Source organism: Nocardioides mangrovicus (assembly GCF_003674065.1).
GTDB lineage: Bacteria > Actinomycetota > Actinomycetes > Propionibacteriales > Nocardioidaceae > Marmoricola > Marmoricola mangrovicus.
The window spans coordinates 503,546-525,303 of record NZ_RDBE01000010.1 but is presented as its reverse complement, the minus strand read 5'-3'; the positions used below and the strand labels follow the sequence as shown (position 1 = coordinate 525,303).

The window sequence follows — 21,758 nt, the reverse complement described above, 5'->3', positions numbered from 1 at the left end:
CAAGGACGGCCAGCGGATCCGCCTCAAGGGCAAGGGCGCGGCCGGCGAGCAGGGCGGCCCGGCCGGCGACCTGTACGTCGTCGTCAAGGTCCGCCCCGACCCGGTGTTCGCCCGCAAGGGCGACAACCTCACCATCGACGTGCCCGTCACCTTCGACGAGGCCGCCCTCGGGGCCGAGGTGAAGGTGCCGACGCTCAACGGCAGCACCAAGACGCTGCGTATCCCGGCCGGTACCCCGAGCGGTCGCACCTTCCGCATCCGCGGCTTCGGTGCCCCCCGCAAGACCGGTGGCAAGGGCGACCTGCTCGCCACCATCGAGGTGAGCGTCCCGGCCGAGCTCAACGATGCCCAGCGGCAGGCGGTCGACGCCTTCCGCGCCGCGTCCAACGGCGTCGACCCGCGCGCCTCGCTCTTCACGGGCGGGAGTCGCTGAGATGGCCCGCCAGACGCCACGTGCACCGGGACCCCGTGTCCCGGTGTACGTGATCAGCGTGGCCGCGGAGCTCACCGGACTGCACCCGCAGACACTGCGCACCTACGACCGGATCGGCCTGGTCTCCCCGGGCCGCACCGGTGGCGGCGGTCGCCGCTACTCCCTGCACGACATCGAGCTGCTGCGCGAGGTGGCCGAGCTGACCTCCTCCGGCATCGGCCTCGAGGGCGTCCGGCGCATCCTCGAGCTCGAGCACCAGGTGGCCGCCCTGCGCGCCCGCAACGCCGAGCTCAAGGACCGCGCCGAGGTGCTCCAGGCCGCCCTCGACACCGCCGTCGGTGCGCTGCGCGACCGGCGGCCCAACCTGCCGGTGCTGCGGTCCACCGTCGTCAGTCCGTTCGACGAGCGCTGAGGCGGCGGGGTGGACGGTTTCCTCGCCTAGGCGGGGAAACCGTCCCGCGAACCCGGACGAAACGGGACGCCGAAGGGCGGTTTCCTGCACTCGCGTGCCCTGTTCGTCCGATTGGGCCGGGTGAGGCGACGCGTCGTCAGTTCGTTCCCGCGGTCGTCGTCGCCGTCACCGCGACGATGGCGGCGGTGGTGGCGGCCTGGGCGGCCTGGACCGAGTCCTTGACCGCCTTCGAGGCCCAGTCGCCCTCGGCGATCTGCTTCGCGCGCTTCTTCACCTCGCGGTTCGAGAGGCCAGGGTGGTCGACCACCTTGTGGGCGTGGTCGATGGCCGAGAGCAGCGAGACCAGGGCGGCGGTCCGCTCGTCCGGCGGCTGCTCGGTGGTGAGCACCGCGGTGAGCGTGGCCCGCAGCTGTTGCTCGTGGCCCGCGTCCTTCGTGGGCCAGGTGGTGCGCGGGAACAGACCGAGCACCCGGTCCTCGCGGCGCTCGAGCACGCCGCGCTCGACGAGCCGGTCGGCCAGCGTCTCCTTCGCGCCCTTGCCCAGCTTCTCCACGACGCTCTGCGCCCGGCGCGGCTTGTCCTGCACCACCGCGAGGGCGTGCGCGAGCAGCGGGTCCTCGAGCGCCGGACCGGTCTCCGCGTGCACCTTCGCGGAGCCAAACAGCCCCTGCTTCGGCTCCAGCTCCACCGCGCCGAGCATCGCGAGCTCGACCAGCAGCGCGCCGCCCAGCGCCGGCGGCAGCTCCTGTCCCTTGCTGGCCTTGCCGGTCTCGTCGTCGAGCAGGAGCAGCAGCAGGTCCTCTGCGATCAGCATGCTGCGAGGTTAGGTTCGCCGCCGCTTCGACGACCACCGTCGTAGGTATCGCGCGCCCCCGACGGAAGTCGTAGCGTCGGTGCGGTGAGCGACGACCTGGACCGCTTCGTCACCGCGCAGGCCGGCGGCGTCTACGAGCAGGCGCTCGGCGAGCTGCACCGGGGCCGCAAGACCAGCCACTGGATGTGGTTCGTGTTCCCCCAGTACATCGGCCTGGGCCGCAGCGCCACCGCGCAGCGGTACGCCATCGCCTCGCTGGCCCAGGCCGAGGCGTACCTGGCCCACCCGGTCCTCGGCCCGCGACTGGTCGCCTGCTGTGACGCGCTGCTGACCCACCCGGACCTGACCGCCCAGCAGATCCTCGGCGGCGTCGACGCCCTCAAGCTGCGCTCGTCGATGACGCTCTTCGCCCGCGCTGCCGACGACCCGGCGCCCTTCCAGCAGGTGCTCGCCGCCTTCTACGACGGCGAGGACGATCCGGCCACGCTGGACCTGCTCGACCAGGGCTGACACGCCGCGAGGGGTCGGACGTCATACGAACGGGTCGCGCGAGCGACCGGCTCGTATGACGTCTGCGCGGCTCACGGGGCGAGCAGGGCCTCAGCCGCCGACGACGGACCGCGCCACGGCCTTCAGCCGTTCGTGGACACCGTCGTAGGCGACGGCATTACCCAGCACGGACTTCGCCAGCTTGGCGACCATCGTGTAGTTGGTGTCGACCACGTTGCCGGTGGGCGCCAGCCCCGCCTGGCTGACCAGCTGCAGCGCGTCGAGGGTGTCGAGCCCGGTGAGGTCGGCGGTCCACCCGACCAGGTCGTGCTGGCTGATGCGGAAGGCGTCCTCGAGCGGCTTGACCGAACCGGTGGACATCACGAACCCATCGCTCTCTAGGCGCGGCCACGCGGGCGCGGCGCCCTTCACGACGTCGACGACGATCGTGGTCTCCATCGCGGCCTCGACGGCGGTGCCGCACACCTCGCCCTCGCCCTGACGGCAGTGGCCGTCGCCGACGGCGAGCATCGCGCCGGGCACGTTCACCGGCAGGTAGAGCGTGACGCCGGCTCGCATCTCGGGGGTGTCGAGGTTGCCGCCGTGGGCGGCGGGGGTGATCGACATCAGCCGCTCGTCGGCGGCCGGCGCGACGCCGACCGTGCCGTGGAACGGGTCGAGCGGCAGCACCGCCTCGAAGTCGCCGGTCCGGGCCCGGAAGGTGCAGGTGCCGGCCTCGACGTCGACGTCGTACACCCAGACCCGCTCCTCCAGCGCCTCGTGCAGCATCGGCGTCGTGTGGGTGGTGGTGAGCGCGCCGAAGTGCGGGAACGTCGAGCTGATCGCCCAGTCGCGCGCGGGGCGGATCTCGGCGAAGTGCACCGCGAGCAGGTCGCCGGGCTCCGCGCCCTCGACGGCGATCGGCCCGGTGACCGGGTTGAGGAAGGGGAACTCGCACACCACGCTGGGCAGGTCGTCGACGCTGCGCACCGCCCCGCCGAAGCAGTCCTCGGTCGAGAGCCGGACCACGTCGCCCGGCGCGACCGTCAGCGCCGGCTCGTGGCCGCCGAAGGAGTAGACGAGCTGCTCGGGCCTTGGGTGGAGCTCGTGGGTGGTCATGACGTCATCTTGACGGAGAGACCCGAGGTTCACTCGTCGGTAACATCACCGCGTGAGCGTGCTGGCCGTCGACTGGTTGCTGCGCGACGTCGACTGGCTGCACTTCTGGACCATCCCGGTCTTCACCGGTGTCATCGGCTGGCTGATCAACTGGACCGGGCTGATCATGCTGTTCAACCCGATCCGCTTCCACGGCGTGCGCATCCCCGGCATGCGGGAGCTCGCCGGCGTCCTGCCGCGCAAGGTGCAGGAGGTGCCCGGGCTCGCGCAGGGTGGCGTCGGCTGGCAGGGGATCATCCCGGCGCGGGCGGCGAAGATGGGCAGCATCGCCGTGGACAAGGCGATCTCCAAGCTGGGGACCGCCTCGGAGTTCTACCAGCAGCTCGAGCCCGACAAGATCGCCGAGCACATCGTCGAGGTCTTCCGGCCCGAGGTGCCCGGCCTGGTCGACGACGTCATGCACCGCGAGCGCCCCGGCCTGTGGCGCGACCTGCCCAGCCCGGTCAAGGAGGCCGTCTACGCCCGCGTGCAGGCTCAGCTGCCCGGCATCATCCACCGGGTCACCGACGAGATCGGCGTGCACATCGACCAGCTGCTCGACCCCAAGCTGATGGTCATCGACCACTTCGAGGCCAACCCGCGCCTGGTGGTCTCGATCTTCCGCGACTTCGGCCAGCGCGAGCTCAACTTGATGGTCAACTTCGGCTTCGTGTTCGGGTTCCTGCTGGGTATCCCGGTCGCCTACGTCGACCACCTCTTCGGCCAGTGGTGGCTGCTGCCGCTGCTGGGCGTCGCGGTCGGCTGGACCACCAACGCGCTGGGCATGTGGCTGATCTTCGAGCCGCCGGAGCGCCGCCGGATCTGGGGCGCGCCCGTCCAGGGCCTCTTCCCGCGGCGCCAGTCGGAGGCGGCCGAGGTGTACGCCCAGATCATCGCCGAGGACGTCATCACGCTGGAGAACGTCGGCGACTACCTGCTCAACGGCCCCGACGGCGACCGCACCCGCCAGCTGCTGGCCGACGCGCTGCGTCCGGCGATCGACCAGGCGGCCGGAGTCCTGCGCGGCGCGGTGCGGGTGGCTGTGGGGCCGCGGTCCTACGACGCCATCCGCGACGCGGTGGCGAAGGAGGCGGTGGGCAAGACGATCCTGCCCTTCCAGGACCCGGCCTTCAGCCGCCAGCAGGGTGAGCAGATCCGGGCGCTGATCGCCACGCGCACCAAGGAGCTACCGCCGGCCGACTTCGTGGAGATGATGCGCGCCGCCATCCGCGAGGACGAGTGGATGCTCTACGCCCACGGCGCCGTGATGGGCCTGGCCGGCGGTTTCCTGCACCTCGTCGTGTTCGGGGTGGCGCGGTGAGCGAGCGTCGCGAGGTCGTCCCCGCCGAGATCGTCCAGGCGCTGCCCGGGCTGGCCCGGGTGACCGCGAGCGCCTGGCTCAACGCCGCCCAGTGGAGCGTCGTCACCGGCTGGAAGCTGACCCGGCGGCTGGCGCGGGCGGCGTCGGACCCGGCGGCGGCCAACGAGCTCGCCCACGAGCTGGGTCTCACCGCCGGGGTGGTCGTCGAGCTCGCCCGGCGCGTCAGCGAGGGGGCCAACATCCCGCAGGCGCTCGAAGAGCTGGCCCGGGCCACGGCCACCCACACCTCCGCCGAGGAGCCCGACAAGGAGGGGGAGGAGGGCGACCTGCGCGCCCGAGGGGCCGACCTGCTCCGCCGCTCGCGCGACGTCACCTCCGACGACGCCGGCCATCCGGCCTACCGGCGGATCCTCGACGAGCTCGCCCCCGACGAGGCGCGCATCGTCGTCTACCTGCTCCGCGAGGGCGCACAGCCGGCGGTCGACGTGCGCACCGGCGGACCGGTCGGGCTGGTGAGCTCGCGGCTCGTGGCCAAGGGGCTGAGCATGGTGGGTCCTCGGGCCGGCGTCCGCCACCCTGGCGAGGTGCCGGCGTACCTGAATAACCTCGAGCGGCTGGGGCTGGCCGAGCTGACCGGCGAACCGCTCATCGACCCGGCGGTCTACCAGGTGCTCGAGGCGCAGCCCGACGTGCTGGCGGCGATGCACTCCGTGCGGCTGCCGAAGGTCGTGCGGCGCTCGATCACGCTGACGCCGCTCGGTGAGGAGTTCTGCCGGGCGGTGCTGGTGCCGGACGAGCCCTCGTGACCAGGCGCCGGGCTCTGGTGGCGGTGGGGCTGGTCGTCCTGCTGATTGCGGCCGTCGTCGTGTGGCGTACGACGCGAGCGACCGAACCGTCGGCGCGTGAGCAGTTCCGGTCGCGGCTGGCGGCCGCTCCGGGTGTCGTGTCGTTGCGCTGGAGCTACACCGGCAGCAGTGTCGCCGTCGTCAGGCTGCCCCCGCGCGTGACGGCGACGCAGGTCCGACGCCTCGTCGGGTTGGGACACCGTCGGTGCTGCCGGTCGGTGCTCGAGAGCGGGTCGGTGCGGATGGAGCTGGACGATCGGGCCACGACCCGTTCCGCCGCACTGTTCGCAGCGTTGGCCCGGGCCGACGTCCCCGCCAGCGTCACCGTGCCGGCTCACCTGCCGAACCTGGTCACGGTGCGGACGAACGGCACCCAGGTCACGAGGGCCCTCGCCACTAGTCAGCGGCTGCTCACCGCCGGGGGTAGCCGTCTGGACGGACTGCTCGTGCAGACCACGGGTCAGGACCTTGCGCACTACGTGGTCACCGCCAACGACCTCGGTGATCAAGTCGCCCGCAACCGTCTCGACCAGATCCTCGGGGTGGCTGCCGATCCCTCGCTCGGAGTCGAGCAGGTGTCGGGCTCCGCCGAGGCCGCGAGCGTGCAGCTCCACGCCGAGGACCGCTCGCAGGCCTCTCAGCTGTGGCGACGGGCGACCGCGGCGCTGCGCGGCCACGGCGTCGACGCGCTGGAGGTGCGCATCGGCGCAGCCGACGATCCTGCGCACACGCTCACCGCACCGTTCGGAGCTCCCTTCACCGCAGCGAGGCCGGCGGGCTGACGAGTCCGTCCCAGCCCCAGCGCGGCATCGCGAGGTCCTCGGGCACGTCGTCCTTGGACTCGGGATAGGCGTTGACACCGGTGACCGCCCACTCCATGTAGGCCCGCATCGCGGCGCGGAAGTCGGGGTCGTCGGGCAGCTCGGCGTCGTCGAGGGCCGCGACGAAGCAGTCGACGAATCGCTGTCGCCACTCGTCGGGCTCGTGCTCCCCGGCGTGCATCCGCACCAGGGTGGTCTGGTCGCCTCCGTGCTCGCCGGTGTAGGCGGGCGGACCGCCGAGCACCTCGGCCCAGTACGCCGCGAGCCGCTCGTCGTGCTGCGGATGACCGGTGCGTAGGAACGCGTGCCGGAGCTCGGGGTCGGCCAGGCAGCGGACGTTCATCGCCCGCGAGAGCCGCAGGAACGCCTGCTTCCCGCCGGCGTGCTCGTACAGGGAGGGCCTCACCCGCTCCATCCTGCTGCGGCGAGTGCGGCCGAGCCAGTGGGCCACCGCCAGCGCGAGCGCCACGGCGACCACCAGGGCCGGCAGCAGGGCGTAGCCGGTGCGCACCAGCTCCCAGGTGATGACCAGCGCCGTCAGCGGTGCCCGCTGCGTGGCGGCCAGCACCGCCGCGGCGCCGACGATCGCGAACGCCCCGAGCGGCACGCCGGGCCACAGCTGCTGCCACAGCCGGCCGCCGACCAGCCCGGCCAGCGCGCCCGTGGCCAGCGCGGGCGTCAACAGCCCGCCGATCGCGCCGCCGGCCAGGCAGACGGCGGTGGCCAGCGGCTTGAGCAGCACCAGGACCGCGGCGAGCAGCAGCCCGAGCCCGCCGACGAAGGCCAGCTCGGCGGGGCCCTTGCCGTTGCCGGGCAGCTGCGGGAACGCCACCGCGGCCGCGCCCACCGTCGCGAACGCCAGCGGCGTGGCGACCAGCGTGGCCCGTCCGGTGGCCCGGTGCGTGCGCGCCAGCGTCATCAGCCGCTCGAAGCCGACACCGAGCGCCCCCGCCGCCACGCCCATCGGCACCGCCCAGACCAGCACCGACCAGGAGAAGCCGATCGGGCCGACCTGGTAGGTCGGGTGGTTGCCCAGCACCGGCCAGGTGACCAGTGTGGCCACGGCCGAGGTGACCACCGCGGCCGCGACGTCGCGCAGCGCGAGCGAGACCAGCAGCGTCTCCAGCGTGAACACCGCGCCGGCCAGGGGCACGTTGTACACCGCGGCCAGCCCGGCACCGGCGCCGCAGGCCAGCAGGGTGCGGCGCTGGCACGTCGTCAGCCGCAGCCGCTCGCCGAGCCAGCCCGCCACCGCCGCCGCGGCCTGACGGGGCGCGCCCTCGCGACCCAGCGACGCGCCGACGCCCACCGCCACCACCTGCAGCAGCGCATCGACCACGGTGGGCCGGATGGGCATCCGGTGCTCGGTGTCGCGCAGCGCGCGGGTGACCGAGACGTCGTCGGTGGACCAGCGCCGCCGCTGCCACCACCAGCCCAGGCCCACCAGCACGCCGCCCAGGGTCGGGGCTAGGACGCGACGCAGCGGCGAGGCGTGCAGCACGCCGTAGAGGAAGTCGTTCTCTGTGTAGCCGAAGGCGGTGTGCTGCACCAAGTGCAGCACCAGGACCAGCACGATGCCGACGACGCCGGACACGACGCCGACGGCGAGCGTGGCCAGGGGCATCCGCCAGCGGCTACGCATCGTCCTCCAGCTGCTCCACCAGCGCGACGAGCGCGGGGAGGGCGGTCTGGATGCGTCGGCGCTGGGTGGTGCTCAGGCCGTCGAGAGCCGAGGCCAGCCGCCGGTGGTGGGCGCTGCGCCACCCGGCCAGGGCCTGCACGCCGTCGGTGGTGAGCGAGACGGTGACCGCACGCCGGTCCTGGGAGTCGGGGTCGCGGGTGACCAGGCCCGACTCGACCAGCTGCTGCACCAGCGAGCTGACCGTGTTGGCGGCGAGCCGGTGCCGCTCGGCCAGGTCGCGGACACGCAGCGCGGGCTCGTCGGCGAGCCGCTGCAGCAGCTCGACCTGCGCCATCGGCAGCTGCTCCCAGGCGATCTCGCTGCGGATCGAGGCGCGCAGCACGCGACGCAGCCGGGTGACGACGTCGGTCAGCTCCCAGGGGTCGGGCTCGGGCACCCACGAAGAATACCTCTGGGTACGAACTGTTCGGTTACCGCAAGAAAATCAGAGTTGAGCGGAACAGACTCAACTTTGAGACAGTTGTGCCTACTGACGACCCCGCACAGATGGAGGACACTGGAGAACCGATGGACGCCAACAAGTTCACCAAGCGCAGCGTCGAGGCGATCAACGACGCCCAGACGATGGCGGTCACCGCCGGCAACGCCCAGACCGAGCCGATCCACCTCCTCGCCGCGCTGCTGCGCCAGGAGCAGGGCGTGGCCGGTGCGTTGCTGACCAAGGCCGGCACCGACCCCACCTCGATCGCCCGCGCGGCCGACGACGCCGTCGCCCGGCTGCCCAAGGCCTCGGGCTCGGCGGTGCAGACGCCGGCCGCGTCCGGCGCGCTCACCCGCGTGCTGGCCAAGGCCATCTCGGTGGCCGAGGCGATGAAGGACGACTACGCCGCCACCGAGCACCTGCTGCTGGGCCTGGACAACGTGGACTCCTCGGCCAAGCAGCTCCTCGACGACGCCGGGCTCACCGAGCAGGCGCTGCGCGAGGCCGTCGTGGCCACCCGCGGCGACCGGCGGGTGACCAGCCAGGACGCCGAGGCGACCTACGAGGCGCTGGAGAAGTACGCCGTCGACCTCACCGCCCGCGCGGAGGAGGGCTCGCTCGACCCCGTCATCGGCCGCGACGCGGAGATCCGTCGCGTGATCCAGGTGCTCTCGCGGCGCACCAAGAACAACCCCGTCCTCATCGGCGAGCCCGGCGTCGGCAAGACCGCCGTCGTCGAGGGCCTCGCCCAGCGCATCGTCGACAACGACGTGCCCGACTCCCTCAAGGGCCGCCGGCTGCTCAGCCTCGACCTGGCCGCGATGGTGGCCGGGGCGAAGTACCGCGGCGAGTTCGAGGAGCGGCTCAAGGCCGTGCTCGACGAGATCAAGGCCTCCGCCGGCCAGGTCATCACCTTCATCGACGAGCTGCACACCGTCGTCGGCGCCGGAGCCGGCGGCGAGGGTGCGATGGACGCCGGCAACATGCTCAAGCCGATGCTGGCCCGCGGCGAGCTGCGGCTCATCGGCGCCACGACGCTCGATGAGTACCGCGAGCACATCGAGAAGGACCCCGCGCTGGAGCGGCGCTTCCAGCAGGTCTACGTCGGTGAGCCCAGCGTCGAGGACACCGTCGCGATCCTGCGCGGGCTACAGGAGAAGTACGAGGCGCACCACGGCGTCACCATCACCGACGCCGCGCTGGTGGCCGCCGCCATGCTCTCCGACCGCTACATCACCGGCCGGCAGCTGCCCGACAAGGCCATCGACCTCGTCGACGAGGCGGCCTCGCGGCTGCGGATGGAGATCGAGAGCTCGCCGGTGGAGATCGACGAGCTGCGCCGCCAGGTGGACCGGATGCGCATGGAGGAGCTCGCGCTGGAGCGCGAGACCGACGACGCCTCGGTGGACCGGCTGGAGCGGCTGCGTGCCGACCTCGCCGACCGCGAGGAGATCCTGCGCGGCCTCGAGGCCCGCTGGGAGGCCGAGCGCGCCACGCTGGAGGGCGCCGGCGACCTGCGCAAGCAGCGCGACACGCTGCGCACGCAGGCCGAGCGCATGCAGCGCGAGGGCGACCTCGCCGGCGCGTCGGAGATCCTCTACGGCCGCATCCCCGAGATCGAGAAGCAGATCGAGGCCGCCGAGGCCAGCGAGGCCGTGGAGACCGAGCGGCTGGTCAACGAGAACGTCGGGCCGCAGGAGATCGCCGACGTCGTCGAGTCCTGGACCGGCATCCCGACTGGTCGGCTGCTCGAGGGCGAGACCGCGAAGCTGCTGCGGATGGAGGACATCATCGGCGAGCGGCTGATCGGCCAGCGCGCCGCGGTGGCCGCCGTCTCCGACGCCGTCCGCCGCTCCCGCGCGGGCATCTCCGACCCCGACCGCCCCGCCGGCTCGTTCCTCTTCCTGGGGCCCACCGGCGTCGGCAAGACCGAGCTGGCCAAGAGCCTCGCCGACTTCCTCTTCGACGACGAGCGCGCGATCGTGCGCATCGACATGAGCGAGTACTCCGAGAAGCACTCGGTCTCGCGCCTGGTCGGTGCCCCGCCGGGCTACATCGGCTACAACGAGGGCGGCCAGCTCACCGAGGCCGTGCGGCGCCGCCCGTACAGCGTGGTGCTGCTCGACGAGGTCGAGAAGGCCCACCCCGAGGTCTTCGACATTCTGCTCCAGGTGCTCGACGACGGCCGGCTCACCGACGGCCAGGGCCGCACGGTGGACTTCCGCAACACGCTGCTGATCCTCACCTCCAACCTGGGCTCGTCGTTCCTGGTCGACCCGACGCTGGACGACGACAAGAAGCGCGAGTCGGTGCTCGCGGTGGTGCGGCAGGCGTTCAAGCCCGAGTTCCTCAACCGGCTCGACGAGATCGTCATGTTCGACGCGCTCAGCCAGGACGACCTGGCCCACATCGTCGACCTGCAGCTCCACGCCTTCGACGCCCGGCTCGCGCCGCGGCGGATCACCGTCACCGTCACCGACGCCGCCCGCGCCTGGCTGACGTCGACCGGCTACGACCCGCTCTACGGCGCCCGGCCCCTGCGCCGGCTCGTCCAGACCGCCATCGGCGACCCGCTCGCCCGGATGCTGATCGGCGGCGAGGTGGCGGATGGTCAGCAGGTCAGTGTCGACCGGGTCGAGGAGGGCGACGGGCTGGTCCTCCTCGTGGGGTGAGGCGGGCGTCGAGCTCGCCGTGAGGCGCCGGGGGTTTTGCCGGGTGCCCGGCAAAACCCCCGGAATTCGGCTCCGATTTCGGTCGCCCGGACGAGTTTCAGACGGTCGACGACCGTTCTGCACCGGTTCGCCACGCAGGGCCACAGGGCGGCGACATTTGGGTGAAACATGCGTCTGTCACGGTGTATTGGTCTGATCACCGGATCACCCGAGGAGACGCTGATGGGGTTCATCGACGACCACGCTTTGTGGTCGGCCGAGCAGGTCGAGGCGGCCGCCCGGCTGCGCGCGGAGATCGCCGATCTCGGCCTGCGCCAGGTCCGTATCGCCTGGGGCGACCAGCACGGCATCGTGCGGGGCAAGACGCTGGAGATCGACCACTTCTGGTCCACGATGGTCAGCGGCAAGGACTTCCAGAGCGCGACCCTGATCTTCGACACCACCAACAACCCCGTGGTGGCGCCCTTCGGGGCGGATGCGCTCGGCGACCCGCGGATGACCGGTCTGCCCGACGCCGTCCTGGTGCCCGACCCGCTCACCTTCCGGGTGCTCCCGTGGGTCGACGGCACCGGCTGGGTGCTCGCCGACCTGTACTACCGCTCCGGCGAACGCGTTCCCTTCGACACCCGCGGTGTGCTGCAACGCCAGCTCGAGCTCTTGGCCGAGGACGGCTACGAGTTCGTCTCCGGCATCGAGCTGGAGTTCTACCTCACGCGACTCGAGGATCCCCGGCTCTCGTGGGAGGACTCCGGCTACCCGCCCGAGCCGCCGCGCGTCAGCGCGGTCTCGCACGGCTTCCAGTACCTCACCGAGGCGCGAGGCGACGAGATTGCGCCGATCCTGTCGGTGCTGCGCGACAACATCGTCGCCCTCGGGTTGCCGTTGGCGACGGTGGAGGACGAGTGGGGTCCCGGGCAGGTCGAGTTCACCTTCGAGCCGATGGTCGGCGCCGCCACGGCCGACGCCGCGCTGCTGGTGCGCAGCGTGATCAAGCAGCTGGCGCGCCGTCACGGCTACCACGCGACGTTCATGTGCCGGCCCGGCCTGCCCAACGCCTTCTCCAGTGGCTGGCACCTCCACCAGTCGCTGCGCAGCGCCGAGACCGCGAACGCGTTCGCCGGGTCCGACGGCGAGCTGCTCTCGCCGGTCGGCCGTTCGTTCATGGCCGGTCTGCTCGACCACGCGGTGGAGTGCGCCGTCCTGACCACGCCGACGGTCAACGGCTACAAGCGCTACCGGCCGGACTCGTTCGCCCCGGACCGGGTGGCGTGGGCCGAGGAGAACCGCGGCGCCATGGTCAGGGTCGCCGGCGTGCGCGGTGATGCGAACACGCACCTGGAGAACCGCATCGGCGAGCCGGCCGCCAACCCCTTCCTCTACCTGGCCTCGCAGGTGGTCAGCGGACGCGACGGCGTGCGGCGGACGCTGGATCCGGGCCCCTCGGCCGATGAGCCCTACGCCGCCGAGGCGCAGGCGCTTCCGGCGACGCTCGAGGCGGCGATCGGCCACCTCGAGAGCAGTGAGCTGCTGCGACGCGAGCTGGGTGAGCCGCTGGTGCGCTACCTGTCGATGCTCAAGCGCCACGAGGTCGCCCGCTTCAACGCCTACGTCACCGACTGGGAGCAGCGTGAGTACTTCGAGGTCTACTGACCCCGCAGCTCGAGGCACCCTCGAGATCTTGGCCAGTGCCCGCCTCGATGACCGGGCGGCCGCTCACGTAGTCACCGTGGTGGCCGCGCAGCTGGGCGGCCCTTGGCTCGACCTCGACGCCCGGTTGGCCCGGCTGGTCGCGGCGACCTCGCAGGCAGCCGACGCCGGTGCGGACCTCGTCGTGTTCCCCGAGGCGTACCTGAGCGGCTACCCGTTCTGGATGATGCGCACCGAGAGCGGCACGCGCTTCGACGACCCGGACCAGAAGGCCTGCTACGCCTACTACCTGGACTCCGCGCTCACGGTCGGCGGCCCCGAGACGAGGACCCTGGCGGCGTTGGCCGGCGACCTCGGCGTGACGCTGATGGTCGGGGTCAGCGAACGCCCCGAGCGGGCCGGGCGCGGCAGCGCCTACTGCACGCTGCTCACGGTGGCTCCGGGTGCGGGCGTCGTGGGTGTGCATCGCAAGCTCGTCCCCACCTTCGACGAGCGACTCGTGTGGGCACCGGGCGACGCCGCCGGGTTGCGCACGCACGACGTGGCGGGGGTGCAGGTGGGTGGGCTGAGCTGCTGGGAGAACTGGATGCCGCAGGCCCGTCAGGTGCTCTACGCCGACGGCGAGCTCGTCCACGTCAGCACCTGGCCCGGTTCGCCGGCGCTCACCCGTGACATCACCCGGTTCGCCGCCATCGAGGGCCGCCAGTTCCACGTCGCGGTCGGCGGTGTGCTCGGGGCCGGCGACATCCCCGACGACTTCCCGCTCGCCGCGGAGCTCCGTGCGAACGCCGCCCCCACCACGTTCACCGGCGGCTCCGCCGTCGCCGGGCCCGACGGCGCCTGGCTCGTCGAGCCGGTCGAGGGGGAGGGCCTGGTGGTGGTGGACCTCGATCTGCGGCGCGTCGGGCAGGAACGGCTGACCTTCGACCCCACCGGCCACTACAGCCGCCCCGACGTGCTGGTCACCCAGGTCGACCGGCGCCGTCGCGGCGCGGTGAGCGAGCTCTGAGCCCGACCGACCGGGCTCCCCCTACCCCCTACCCGGCCCTACGGGCCCCGGCAGCGTCGCCGGCCCAGCACCGCCCCACCTCAGCACGAGAGGAAACCCGTCATGGCCGAACTCACCGGCGACGCAGCCGACCGCTCCCTCACCGCCTCGCCACCCCCGACCGGCGCGCTGTCCGCGCGCGCCATGGGCCTGCCCGGGGTCATCTTCACGATCCTGGCCGGCGCGGCGCCGCTCTACGCGATGCTCTTCAACGTCCCGGTCACCGTGAACGGCGCCGGGTACGCAGCGCCCATCGCCTTCGTCATCGCCACCATCGCACTCGTGGTGTTCTCGGTCGGCTACGTGAGGATGTCGCAGAAGGTGCGCAGCGCCGGTGGCTTCTACAGCTTCGTCACCGCTGGACTCGGTCGGGTGCCGGGCCTGGGGACCGCGTACGTCGTCAGCGTCTGCTACATCGTCTTCTGCGCGGCCATCATCGGACCCACCGCCTACTTCACCCACGGCACGCTGCAGCACTGGTTCGGCGCCACGGTGCCGACGTGGGTGCTGGTGTTCGTCATCCTCGGGTTGTCCCTGGCGCTGTCGTGGTTCCACGTCGGCCTGGCCGCACGGGTCCTGAGCACGCTGATGGTGCTCGAGCTGGTCGGCCTGGCCGTCTTCGTCGTCGTGGTCGCGGTGCACGGCGGGGCCGACGGCCTCAGCGCACGACCTCTCGACCCGAGCGCATTCTTCGACAACGCCCAGGCCGTGAAGGTGTTCGGGGCCTCGGCGGCGGGGATCGCGCTCTTCGGTGCGTTCTGGTCGTGGGTCGGGTTCGAGATGGCGCCCAACTACGCTGAGGAGAGCCGCGACCCGGCGACGGTGGGCAAGCGGGCCATGTACATCACCGTGATCGGGCTCGGTGTGGTCTACACCGTGGTGTCCTTCTTCTTCGTCAACGGCTGGGGAGTCGGCCAGGTCTCCGACGCCGTGCTCGCCCAGTTCAAGGGCACCTACGACTCGGCCTTCTACCCGCTGACCGACCGCTACGGGTCCTCGGCGCTGACCGAGTACTTCCGGGTGTTGACGATGACCAGCGGCTTCGCGGCCCAGCTGGCCTTCTTCAACACCGCCTCGCGCTATCTGTTCAGCCTGGGACGCGAGGGCCTGCTGCCGTCGTGGCTGGCGCAGACCCACCCGCGCCACCACAGCCCCTACCGCGCCTCCACCGCCGTCGCGGTGGTGGCCGGTCTCTACATGCTCGGCTTCGTGATCGCCGACCCCTCTACGGAGGCCACGCTGACCAAGCTGGGCACCTGGAGCCCGCTGCTGGGCGTCATGGGGCTGCTCGCGGTCCAGGCGCTGGTCTCGGTGGCGGTGATCAGGTACTTCCTCGTCGCGGCTCGCGCGGACTTCTCGGTCTGGCACACGCTGGTGGCGCCGCTGCTGGGCCTGGCCGCCATGGTGGCGGCCCTGTTCCTGCTGCTGACCAACACCGGTGCGCTCTCGGGTGCGGGCGACGCGACGTTCATCCGGGCCATGCCGTTCGTGATCGTGGCGTTGTTCGTGGTCGGCATGGTCACGGCGCTGGTGTGGCGCTCCCGGGAGGACCCGCGCTACGCGGCCATCGGCAGTTTCACCACCTTCCACGACTGAGTGACACCGGGCGTCACCGGGCGCGCCGGGCCCGGCCGGGCCCGGCGCCCTAGGATCGGGTCGTCCAGGTGAGGAGGCAGCGATGGCGTCGGGTCCGTCGAACGGGCTGCGTCCGGTCGCGCGTCGGTCACTCTCCGACCAGGTGACCGACCGGCTGCGCGAGTTCATCGACGTCAACCAGTTGCAGCCGGGCGACAAGCTGATGACCGAGCGGGAGCTGGCCGAGCAGCTCGGCGTCGGACGGTCCTCGATCCGCGAGGCGCTCATGGTCCTGCGGGCGCAGGGGGTCGTCGACGTCCGTCACGGCGACGGCATCTACCTCCAGCAACGTCCCGAGGAGGTGGTCTCCTCCCTGGCCGTGGAGCTGATCGCGGCCCACATCGACCACCCCTTCATCTGGGAGACCCGCCAGGCCATCGAGGTGCAGTGCGCGCGGCTGGCCGCCCTGCGTGCCACCGAGGAGCAGCTGGCCGAGATGCGCGCCGGCCTGCAGCTGATGGCCGAGGAGATCGCCGCCGGGCGACCCGGGCTCGACGGCGACCGGCGCTTCCACCTCGGGGTGGCCCGCGCCAGCGGCAACCCCATCCTGGTGGAGCTGATCAACGACATCCGGCGCGCCTTCGACCGCTCCTCGGAGACCTCGTTGACCCGACCGGGCCAGCCGCAGTGCTCGCTGGCCGACCACCAGCAGATCTACGACGCCGTCGCCGCTCGCGATGCCGATCGGGCCGCGGCGAGCATGCTGGAGCACCTGGTCTCCACCACCCACGACCTCATCGAGACCGAGCAGCCGCCCCGCCCCTGACGCTGATCCGGAGCCCGAGCTGGGTCAGTCCACCGCGGCCGGTGTTGGCGGCGTCCGGGACACTGCTGTCATGGCCAGCCCGACGCAGGACCGTCCGCGCCAGGTGACCGTGGGTGCCCTGGTGAGCGGCGCCGCCAGCCTGGCGATGCTGCTCAGCGTCGGCAGCCTGCTCGCCCGCTGGCACACCGTCGACCTGCGCCAGGCGGTCGAGGAGTTCTTGAGCAGGGGGTCGGGACGCACCCTCAACATCGGCGTCGACCAGGCGCTCTCGCTGGCCAGGGCCGGGCTGATGGTGCTCGGTGCCGTCTCGGCGGCGATCCTGGTCTTCGCGTTCTTCGCCGCCCGCCGCGACAAGGGCGCGCGCATCGCGATGACCGTGCTGGCGGTGCCGCTCGTGGTGTGCGGGCTGTGGGTCGACTTCTTCCTGACCGGCTTCATCGTGGCCGCCACCGTGATGCTGTGGAGCGCCCCGGCGCGCGACTGGTACGCCGGTCGCACCCCCCGGCCACCCGCCCCGCAGACCCCCTCGTTAGGCCCAGGCACACCAGACAGTCAATTCAGCTCGGCCGCGCCGTCGGCGGTCGCCGACCAGGGCTCACCCGCATCGCCGCTGGGCCAGACCCCGCCGCCGTACGTCGGCAGCTACGGCGACCCCGGGCTCTCCGGCGCGCCCACCCTGCAGGCTCGTCCGGCCGGGCGGCCCCGGCAGGTCAGCGCCGCGTGCCTGACGACGTGGGTCTTCGCCGCCCTGGTGTCGGTGCTGATGGTGATCGCCGTGGCCTCGCTGGGCAGTGCCCAGGTGAGGCGCCAGTTCCGGCAGGCGCTGGCCGACAACCCGCAGGCCGGGGAGCTGGGGATCACCGTGCACCAGCTGCAGGTGGCCTCGGCGGTGGTGTGCCTGCTGCTCGTGGTCTGGGCGGGGCTGGCGGCCCTGGTCGCCGTCCTGGTCTGGCGCCGGCGCGCCTGGGCCCGGGTGGTGCTCGTCGTCTCCGCCGTCGGCGCGGGAGGACTCGCGCTGCTATGCAGCGTCGCGTTCCCGGGCTTCTTGATCATCGCGATCGCCTGCGGGGGCAGCGTCGCGATGCTGCTGCATCGCGACACCACCGCCTGGCTGCAGCGGTCGAACCGGACGTAGCGGGCGCAGGCCTACCAGAACTCGTCCCAGCGACCGATTCTGGAGCCATTTTCCGGGGGTTTTGCCGGGCACCCGGCAAAACCCCCGCCGACCCCGGGATCAGCCCTTCCGCCCCCGGATCTCCTCGACGATCGCGGGAACCACCTCGTGCATGTCGCCGACGACGGCGTAGGTGGCCTTGGTCATCATCGGGGCCTCGGCGTCGGTGTTGATGGCCACGATCACCTTCGAGCTCGAACAGCCGGCCCAGTGCTGGATGGCGCCGGAGATGCCGCAGGGCACGTAGAGCTCCGGGGAGATCCGGCTGCCGGTCTGGCCGACCTGCTCGTGGTGGGGCCGCCAGCCCAGCGAGGTGACCACGCGCGAGACGCCGAGCGAGCCGTGCAGCAGCTCGGCCAGCTCGCCGACCGCGGCGAAGCCCTCGGGGCCACCGGCCCCGCGGCCGGCGCCGACGACGACGCGGGCGGACTTCAGCGAGTCCGAGTCGTCGCTGTCCTTGGTGCCGGTGGCCACGACGCGCGCGACGAGATCGGCCTCGGCCACCTCGGGGGAGAAGGTCGTCCAGGTGGCCGCGTCGCCGCCGACGGCCGCGGCCGTCCACGAGTGGCCGGCGACGGTGAGCACGGCCGGGCGGCGGTCCAGCTTCATCTCCTCCTGCGCCGCGCCGCCGACCACCTGACGGGTGACGACGAACGGTGCCAGCCCGGAGAAGCTGACCACGTTGGCCGCGAACGGCACGTCGAGGCGGGCGGCCAGGTGGGCCAGCACCTCCATGCCCCGCGGGCTGCCGGCGGCCGTCACGACGACCGACTTCGTCGACTCGCGCGCCGCCTGGAGAGCCGCGGCCCACGCCGCGCCGCCGTAGGCGGAGAAGGCGTCGCCGGTGGCCTGCAGCACCTCGCTCACGCCGTGGGCGCCGAGCTCGGCGGCCACCGCGTCCGGCGCGTCGACGTCGCCCACGACGACCGCGCGGATCGCGATGCCGCCGCCCTCGGCGGCCAGCGACCGCGCGAACGCGAGTGTCTCCAGCGAGATCTCGGAGACCGAGCCGTTCTCCAGCTCCACGAGGGTCACGATCACAGCACGGCCAGCCTCTCGAACAGGTCCACCACGGCAGGTGCGGTGCCCGGGCCCTCGCCCAGCACCTCCACCTCGTTGGGCTCGGCCGGGGGCAGCGTCAGCCGCACCCGGTTGGCGCCCACCGGCTCACGCGTGGGCGTACGGGTCTCGATCTCGACCTTCTTGGCCGCCATCCGGCCCTTGAGCGAGGGGTACCGCGGCTCGACGCCGCCCTCGAGCACGGAGACGACGGCCGGCAGCGGGAGGTCGTAGGTCTCCTCGCCTTCGGGACCGTCGACGAACGACTTGAGCCGCCCGTCCGCGATCTCCACCGACGACGCGCCCACCACGATCGGCCGGTCCAGCGCGTAGGCCAGCCGCACCGGCACCTGGAAGTCGCCGGAGTCGGCGGCGTCGTTGCCCAGCAGCACGAGGTCGAACGCCTTGTCCTGCACGACGGCGGCGATCTCCGCGGCGACGTCGGCCGGGCCCAGCCCGGTCGGCTCGGCCTCGACCAGCACCGCGGCCTGGCAGCCGAGCGCGAGAGTGGAGCGCAGCTGCTCGACGGCGTCGGCCGGACCGACGCTCAGCAGCGTGACGGTGCCGCCGGTGGCGTCGGCCATCCGGATCGCCAGCTCCACCGCCGCGTGCTCGTGGTTCGACACGGTGAACCCGACGAAGCGGGCGTCGACCGACTGCTCGTCGTCGGTGAGCAGCACCTGCCCCGAGGTGTCGGGCACTCGCTTGATGCAGACCAGGACGTCGGTCATCTCAGCGCATCCGGAGGTTGTCGGGGTCGAAGGCCGGCGTCGCGTCGGCGGAGACGACGGTCACCGGGTACAGCTCCTCCATGTACGACACGGCGAGCTCGTTGCCGACGCTGGCCTCGGCCGGCGGCAGGAATGCCAGCAGCAAGTGCTTGCCCAGCGACGGCGCGGAGCCGGCGGTCGTGACGTGGGGGTGGTGGCCGTGGCCGTCGGTGAGCGTGCCGCCGTCGCGGGTGAGGATCGGCTCGCCGCCGAGCATGTAGCGCTTCACGCCCGAGGCCGAGGTGTGGTCGTCGACCGCCAGCGTGCACAGCACGGCCTGCGGGTCGGCCTCGCGCTGCTTGAGGTAGTCGGCCTTGCCGACGAAGTCGGCCGCCTTCACCTTGGGCCGCTGCATGGAGGCCTCGACGATGGTGCGCTCGGCGTCGAGCTCGTAGCCGAACGCGCGGTAGGACTTCTCGATACGGCCGGTGGTGGCGTAGACGCCGATGCCCACCGGGCGGGCGCCGTGCGGCTGACCGGCGTCGAGCAGCTTCTCCCACAGCGCTGCGGCGTCGGCGAAGGAGACGTACAGCTCCCAGCCGAGCTCGCCGACGTAGGAGATCCGCGAGGCGAGCACCGAGATGCCGTCGACGGTGATCTCACGGCAGGTGAGCAGCCCGAAGCCCTCGTGGGAGAGGTCGTCGGACGACAAGGAGGCGAGGATCTCGCGGGCCTGCGGGCCCCACAGGCCGATGGTGGAGACCTCGTCGGTGAGCTCGGTCAGCGTGGCGCCTTCGACCAGACGGTCGGCGAACCACTTCTTGTCCGACTGCCCGTGCGCGCCGCCGGTGACCACGCGGAAGTGGTCCTCGCCCAGCCGCATCACCGTCAGGTCGGAGACGAAGCCGCCCTTGGCGTCGAGCACCGGGGTGTAGATGACCTTGCCGACGGCGACGTCGCACTGCGCGACGCAGGTCTGCTGCACCGACGCCAGCGCGCTGCCCGAACCCTCGGGACCCTCGATGTCGAAGAGGCAGAACGCCGTGAGGTCGACGACGCCGGCCGCCTCGCGCATCCGCAGGTGCTCGGCGTTGATGATCGGGCTCCACCAGCGCGAGTCCCACTCGTGCTCACGCGGCATCACGGCGTCGCCGTAGACCTCGAGCAGGTCGGAGTTCGACTCGTACCACTGCGGCCGCTCCCAGCCGACGGCCTCGAAGAACACCGCGCCGAACTTCTGCTCGGAGTCGTGCATCGGGGAGAGCCGCTGGTCGCGGTCGGACTCGTACTGCTCGGCGGGGTGCACGATGCCGTAGGTCTTGATGAACGACTCGGTGGTGCGCAGCCGGGTGTGCTCGCGGCGCATCTGGTGGGGGTAGAACCGGGCGATGTCGCAGTGGTGGATGTCGATCTCGGAGTAGCCCTGCGTCATCTGCTCCGCGACCGCGCGACCGACGCCTGGACCCTCCTTGATCCAGACCGCGGCCGCGGTCCACAGCCCCTTGACCAGCGACTCGCCCAGGATGGGCTGACCGTCGCAGGTCAGCGACAGCAGGCCGTTGATGGCGTAGCGCATCTCCGCGCCGTCGGCGCCGAGCAGCTCGGGCATCAGCTCCAGCGCCTGCTCGAGCTGGGGGTCGAAGTCCTCGTCGGTGAACGGCATCTCGGTGGGGGAGAGCTTGGCCTGCTCGATGGTCGGGATGTCCTCGGGCTCGTGCAGGATCGCGCGGTGGGCGTAGGAGCCGACCTCCATGTCGGCGCCGTGCTGGCGCTCGTAGCAGAAGGTGTCCATGTCGCGGACGATCGGGAAGGTGATCTCACCCTCGGTCTCGGCCAGCTGCGGGCACGGGCCCACCGAGATCATCTGGTGCACCGCGGGCGTGAGCGGAATCGAGATCCCGGCCATGTCGCCGATCTTCGGGCTCCACACGCCGCAGGCGATGACGACCGTGCCGGCCTCGATGCTGCCGTCGGTGGTGTGCACGCGCGTGATGCGGCCGTCCTCGACGTCGAGGTCGGTCACCTCGACGTTCGGAACGACGGTCAGCGCACCGGTCTCCATCGCGCGCTCGCGCATGATCGTGCCGGCGCGCAGCGAGTCGACGACGCCGACCTCGGGCTGCCAGAACGCCCCGATGAACTGGTCGGTCTCGATGAAGGGCACCTTCTCCTTCACGAACGCCGGGTCGACGATCTCGGCCTCGATGCCGAACGCCTTCGCGCTCGACATCCGGCGCCGCAGCTCCTCCATGCGCTCCTCGGTGCGCGCGATCTCGAAGCCGCCGGACTTCGTGAAGACGCCCATCTCCTGGTACTGCTCGACCGAGTCCAGCGTGAGGTCGGTGATCTCGCGGGAGTGGTCGGTCAAGAAGATGAAGTTCGAGGCGTGACCGGTCGAGCCGCCGGGGTTGGGGAGCGGACCCATGTCGAGCTGCACGATGTCGTTCCAGCCGAGCCGGGCGAGGTGGTGGACCAGGCTGTTGCCGACGATGCCGGCGCCGATGACGACGACCTGTGCCTTGCTGGGAACGGTGGCCACGGGCTCTCCTGAGAAGACGAATCGACGATGCGCGATACGCAACAGTGTGCGCGATACGGAACAAGTACAGAATCGACTCGGCCCCCCGCACC

General features: G+C 71.9%; 19 protein-coding genes. 12 read left to right on the top strand and 7 right to left on the bottom strand.

The annotated features are described in order from the left end of the window. Positions 1–433: DnaJ C-terminal domain-containing protein (locus D9V37_RS20775; protein ID WP_332835759.1), on the top strand; the 433-nt coding region annotated here is incomplete at its 5' end. A 1-nt stretch (position 434) separates the two neighbouring features. Further along, the gene (locus tag D9V37_RS17120; protein ID WP_121807347.1) at positions 435–845 is read left to right on the top strand and encodes a heat shock protein transcriptional repressor HspR; all 411 of its coding nucleotides are present in this window, start codon (positions 435–437) and stop codon (positions 843–845) included. A 136-nt stretch (positions 846–981) separates the two neighbouring features. Here the strand turns inward: D9V37_RS17120 and D9V37_RS17115 are convergent, their stop codons facing one another. After that, positions 982–1,659 carry a GOLPH3/VPS74 family protein gene (locus D9V37_RS17115; protein ID WP_121807346.1) on the bottom strand — a complete coding sequence of 226 codons (678 nt, stop codon included), beginning with the start codon at positions 1,657–1,659 and terminating at the stop codon, positions 982–984. 84 nt (positions 1,660–1,743) lie between these two features. On the opposite strand from D9V37_RS17115, the gene D9V37_RS17110 reads away from it, so the two are divergent. Continuing rightward, complete coding sequence (locus tag D9V37_RS17110) at positions 1,744–2,169, top strand: DUF1810 domain-containing protein (protein WP_121807345.1); 426 nt, start codon at positions 1,744–1,746, stop codon at positions 2,167–2,169. Between the two features lie 90 nt (positions 2,170–2,259). Here the strand turns inward: D9V37_RS17110 and D9V37_RS17105 are convergent, their stop codons facing one another. After that, complete coding sequence (locus D9V37_RS17105; protein ID WP_121807344.1) at positions 2,260–3,267, bottom strand: acetamidase/formamidase family protein; 1,008 nt, start codon at positions 3,265–3,267, stop codon at positions 2,260–2,262. Positions 3,268–3,319: 52 nt separating this feature from the next. On the opposite strand from D9V37_RS17105, the gene D9V37_RS17100 reads away from it, so the two are divergent. From D9V37_RS17100 to D9V37_RS17090, 3 genes are read left to right on the top strand one after another with little or no spacing between them, the layout of a single operon-like run. Further along, complete coding sequence (locus tag D9V37_RS17100) at positions 3,320–4,627, top strand: hypothetical protein (protein ID WP_121807343.1); 1,308 nt, start codon at positions 3,320–3,322, stop codon at positions 4,625–4,627. Beyond that, positions 4,624–5,433, top strand: a complete 810-nt coding sequence (locus D9V37_RS20555) for an Abi-alpha family protein (protein WP_198412629.1) — start codon at positions 4,624–4,626, stop codon at positions 5,431–5,433. The genes D9V37_RS17100 and D9V37_RS20555 overlap by 4 nt, the downstream gene beginning before the upstream one ends. Further along, entirely contained in the window at positions 5,430–6,254 is an 825-nt protein-coding gene (locus D9V37_RS17090) for a hypothetical protein (RefSeq protein ID WP_121807342.1), read from the top strand. Before D9V37_RS20555 ends, D9V37_RS17090 begins: the two co-directional genes overlap by 4 nt. On the opposite strand, the gene D9V37_RS17085 is transcribed toward D9V37_RS17090, so the two are convergent. After that, entirely contained in the window at positions 6,229–7,917 is a 1,689-nt protein-coding gene (locus tag D9V37_RS17085; RefSeq protein WP_198412628.1) for a chloride channel protein, read from the bottom strand. The genes D9V37_RS17090 and D9V37_RS17085 overlap by 26 nt on opposite strands. 10 nt (positions 7,918–7,927) lie before the next feature. Beyond that, a complete protein-coding gene (locus tag D9V37_RS17080) occupies positions 7,928–8,371 on the bottom strand; it encodes a MarR family winged helix-turn-helix transcriptional regulator (protein ID WP_198412627.1) in 444 nt (147 codons plus the stop codon). Positions 8,372–8,502: 131 nt separating this feature from the next. Between D9V37_RS17080 and clpB the strand changes: the two genes are divergently transcribed. The 6 genes from clpB to D9V37_RS17050 all read left to right on the top strand — a co-directional run bounded on the left by clpB (position 8,503) and on the right by D9V37_RS17050 (position 17,319). Next, positions 8,503–11,088 carry an ATP-dependent chaperone ClpB gene (gene clpB / locus D9V37_RS17075; protein WP_121807340.1) on the top strand — a complete coding sequence of 862 codons (2,586 nt, stop codon included), beginning with the start codon at positions 8,503–8,505 and terminating at the stop codon, positions 11,086–11,088. 222 nt (positions 11,089–11,310) lie between these two features. Next, entirely contained in the window at positions 11,311–12,738 is a 1,428-nt protein-coding gene (locus D9V37_RS17070) for a glutamine synthetase family protein (protein ID WP_121807339.1), read from the top strand. Positions 12,739–12,766: 28 nt separating this feature from the next. Further along, a complete protein-coding gene (locus tag D9V37_RS17065; protein ID WP_198412626.1) occupies positions 12,767–13,744 on the top strand; it encodes a carbon-nitrogen hydrolase family protein in 978 nt (325 codons plus the stop codon). Positions 13,745–13,846: 102 nt separating this feature from the next. After that, positions 13,847–15,379, top strand: coding sequence for an APC family permease (locus tag D9V37_RS17060; RefSeq protein WP_121807337.1), 1,533 nt, complete (start codon positions 13,847–13,849; stop codon positions 15,377–15,379). Positions 15,380–15,461: 82 nt separating this feature from the next. Next, positions 15,462–16,184, top strand: a complete 723-nt coding sequence (locus tag D9V37_RS17055) for a FadR/GntR family transcriptional regulator (RefSeq protein ID WP_121807336.1) — start codon at positions 15,462–15,464, stop codon at positions 16,182–16,184. A gap of 70 nt (positions 16,185–16,254) precedes the next feature. Continuing rightward, on the top strand, positions 16,255–17,319 hold the full coding sequence (locus tag D9V37_RS17050; protein ID WP_121807335.1) for a hypothetical protein: 1,065 nt from the start codon (positions 16,255–16,257) through the stop codon (positions 17,317–17,319). Between the two features lie 99 nt (positions 17,320–17,418). Here D9V37_RS17050 and D9V37_RS17045 read toward each other — a convergent pair whose 3' ends face one another. Genes D9V37_RS17045 through D9V37_RS17035 form a run of 3 tightly spaced genes read right to left on the bottom strand, consistent with a single transcriptional unit; the run spans position 17,419 to position 21,666 of the window. Beyond that, positions 17,419–18,399, bottom strand: a complete 981-nt coding sequence (locus D9V37_RS17045; RefSeq protein WP_121807334.1) for an electron transfer flavoprotein subunit alpha/FixB family protein — start codon at positions 18,397–18,399, stop codon at positions 17,419–17,421. Continuing rightward, a complete protein-coding gene (locus D9V37_RS17040; RefSeq protein WP_121807333.1) occupies positions 18,396–19,148 on the bottom strand; it encodes an electron transfer flavoprotein subunit beta/FixA family protein in 753 nt (250 codons plus the stop codon). The genes D9V37_RS17045 and D9V37_RS17040 overlap by 4 nt, the downstream gene beginning before the upstream one ends. A gap of 1 nt (position 19,149) precedes the next feature. Then, positions 19,150–21,666 carry a GcvT family protein gene (locus tag D9V37_RS17035; RefSeq protein ID WP_121807332.1) on the bottom strand — a complete coding sequence of 839 codons (2,517 nt, stop codon included), beginning with the start codon at positions 21,664–21,666 and terminating at the stop codon, positions 19,150–19,152. Positions 21,667–21,758 lie beyond the last annotated feature (92 nt).

Coding starts and splice junctions, on each gene's coding strand:
- D9V37_RS17120 (WP_121807347.1), top strand. CDS start 435: ATGGCCCGCCAGACGCCACGTGCACCGGGACCCCGTGTCCCGGTGTAC.
- D9V37_RS17115 (WP_121807346.1), bottom strand. CDS start 1,659: ATGCTGATCGCAGAGGACCTGCTGCTGCTCCTGCTCGACGACGAGACC.
- D9V37_RS17105 (WP_121807344.1), bottom strand. CDS start 3,267: ATGACCACCCACGAGCTCCACCCAAGGCCCGAGCAGCTCGTCTACTCC.
- D9V37_RS17085 (WP_198412628.1), bottom strand. CDS start 7,917: ATGCCCCTGGCCACGCTCGCCGTCGGCGTCGTGTCCGGCGTCGTCGGC.
- clpB (WP_121807340.1), top strand. CDS start 8,503: ATGGACGCCAACAAGTTCACCAAGCGCAGCGTCGAGGCGATCAACGAC.
- D9V37_RS17070 (WP_121807339.1), top strand. CDS start 11,311: ATGGGGTTCATCGACGACCACGCTTTGTGGTCGGCCGAGCAGGTCGAG.
- D9V37_RS17060 (WP_121807337.1), top strand. CDS start 13,847: ATGGCCGAACTCACCGGCGACGCAGCCGACCGCTCCCTCACCGCCTCG.
- D9V37_RS17055 (WP_121807336.1), top strand. CDS start 15,462: ATGGCGTCGGGTCCGTCGAACGGGCTGCGTCCGGTCGCGCGTCGGTCA.
- D9V37_RS17050 (WP_121807335.1), top strand. CDS start 16,255: ATGGCCAGCCCGACGCAGGACCGTCCGCGCCAGGTGACCGTGGGTGCC.
- D9V37_RS17040 (WP_121807333.1), bottom strand. CDS start 19,148: ATGACCGACGTCCTGGTCTGCATCAAGCGAGTGCCCGACACCTCGGGG.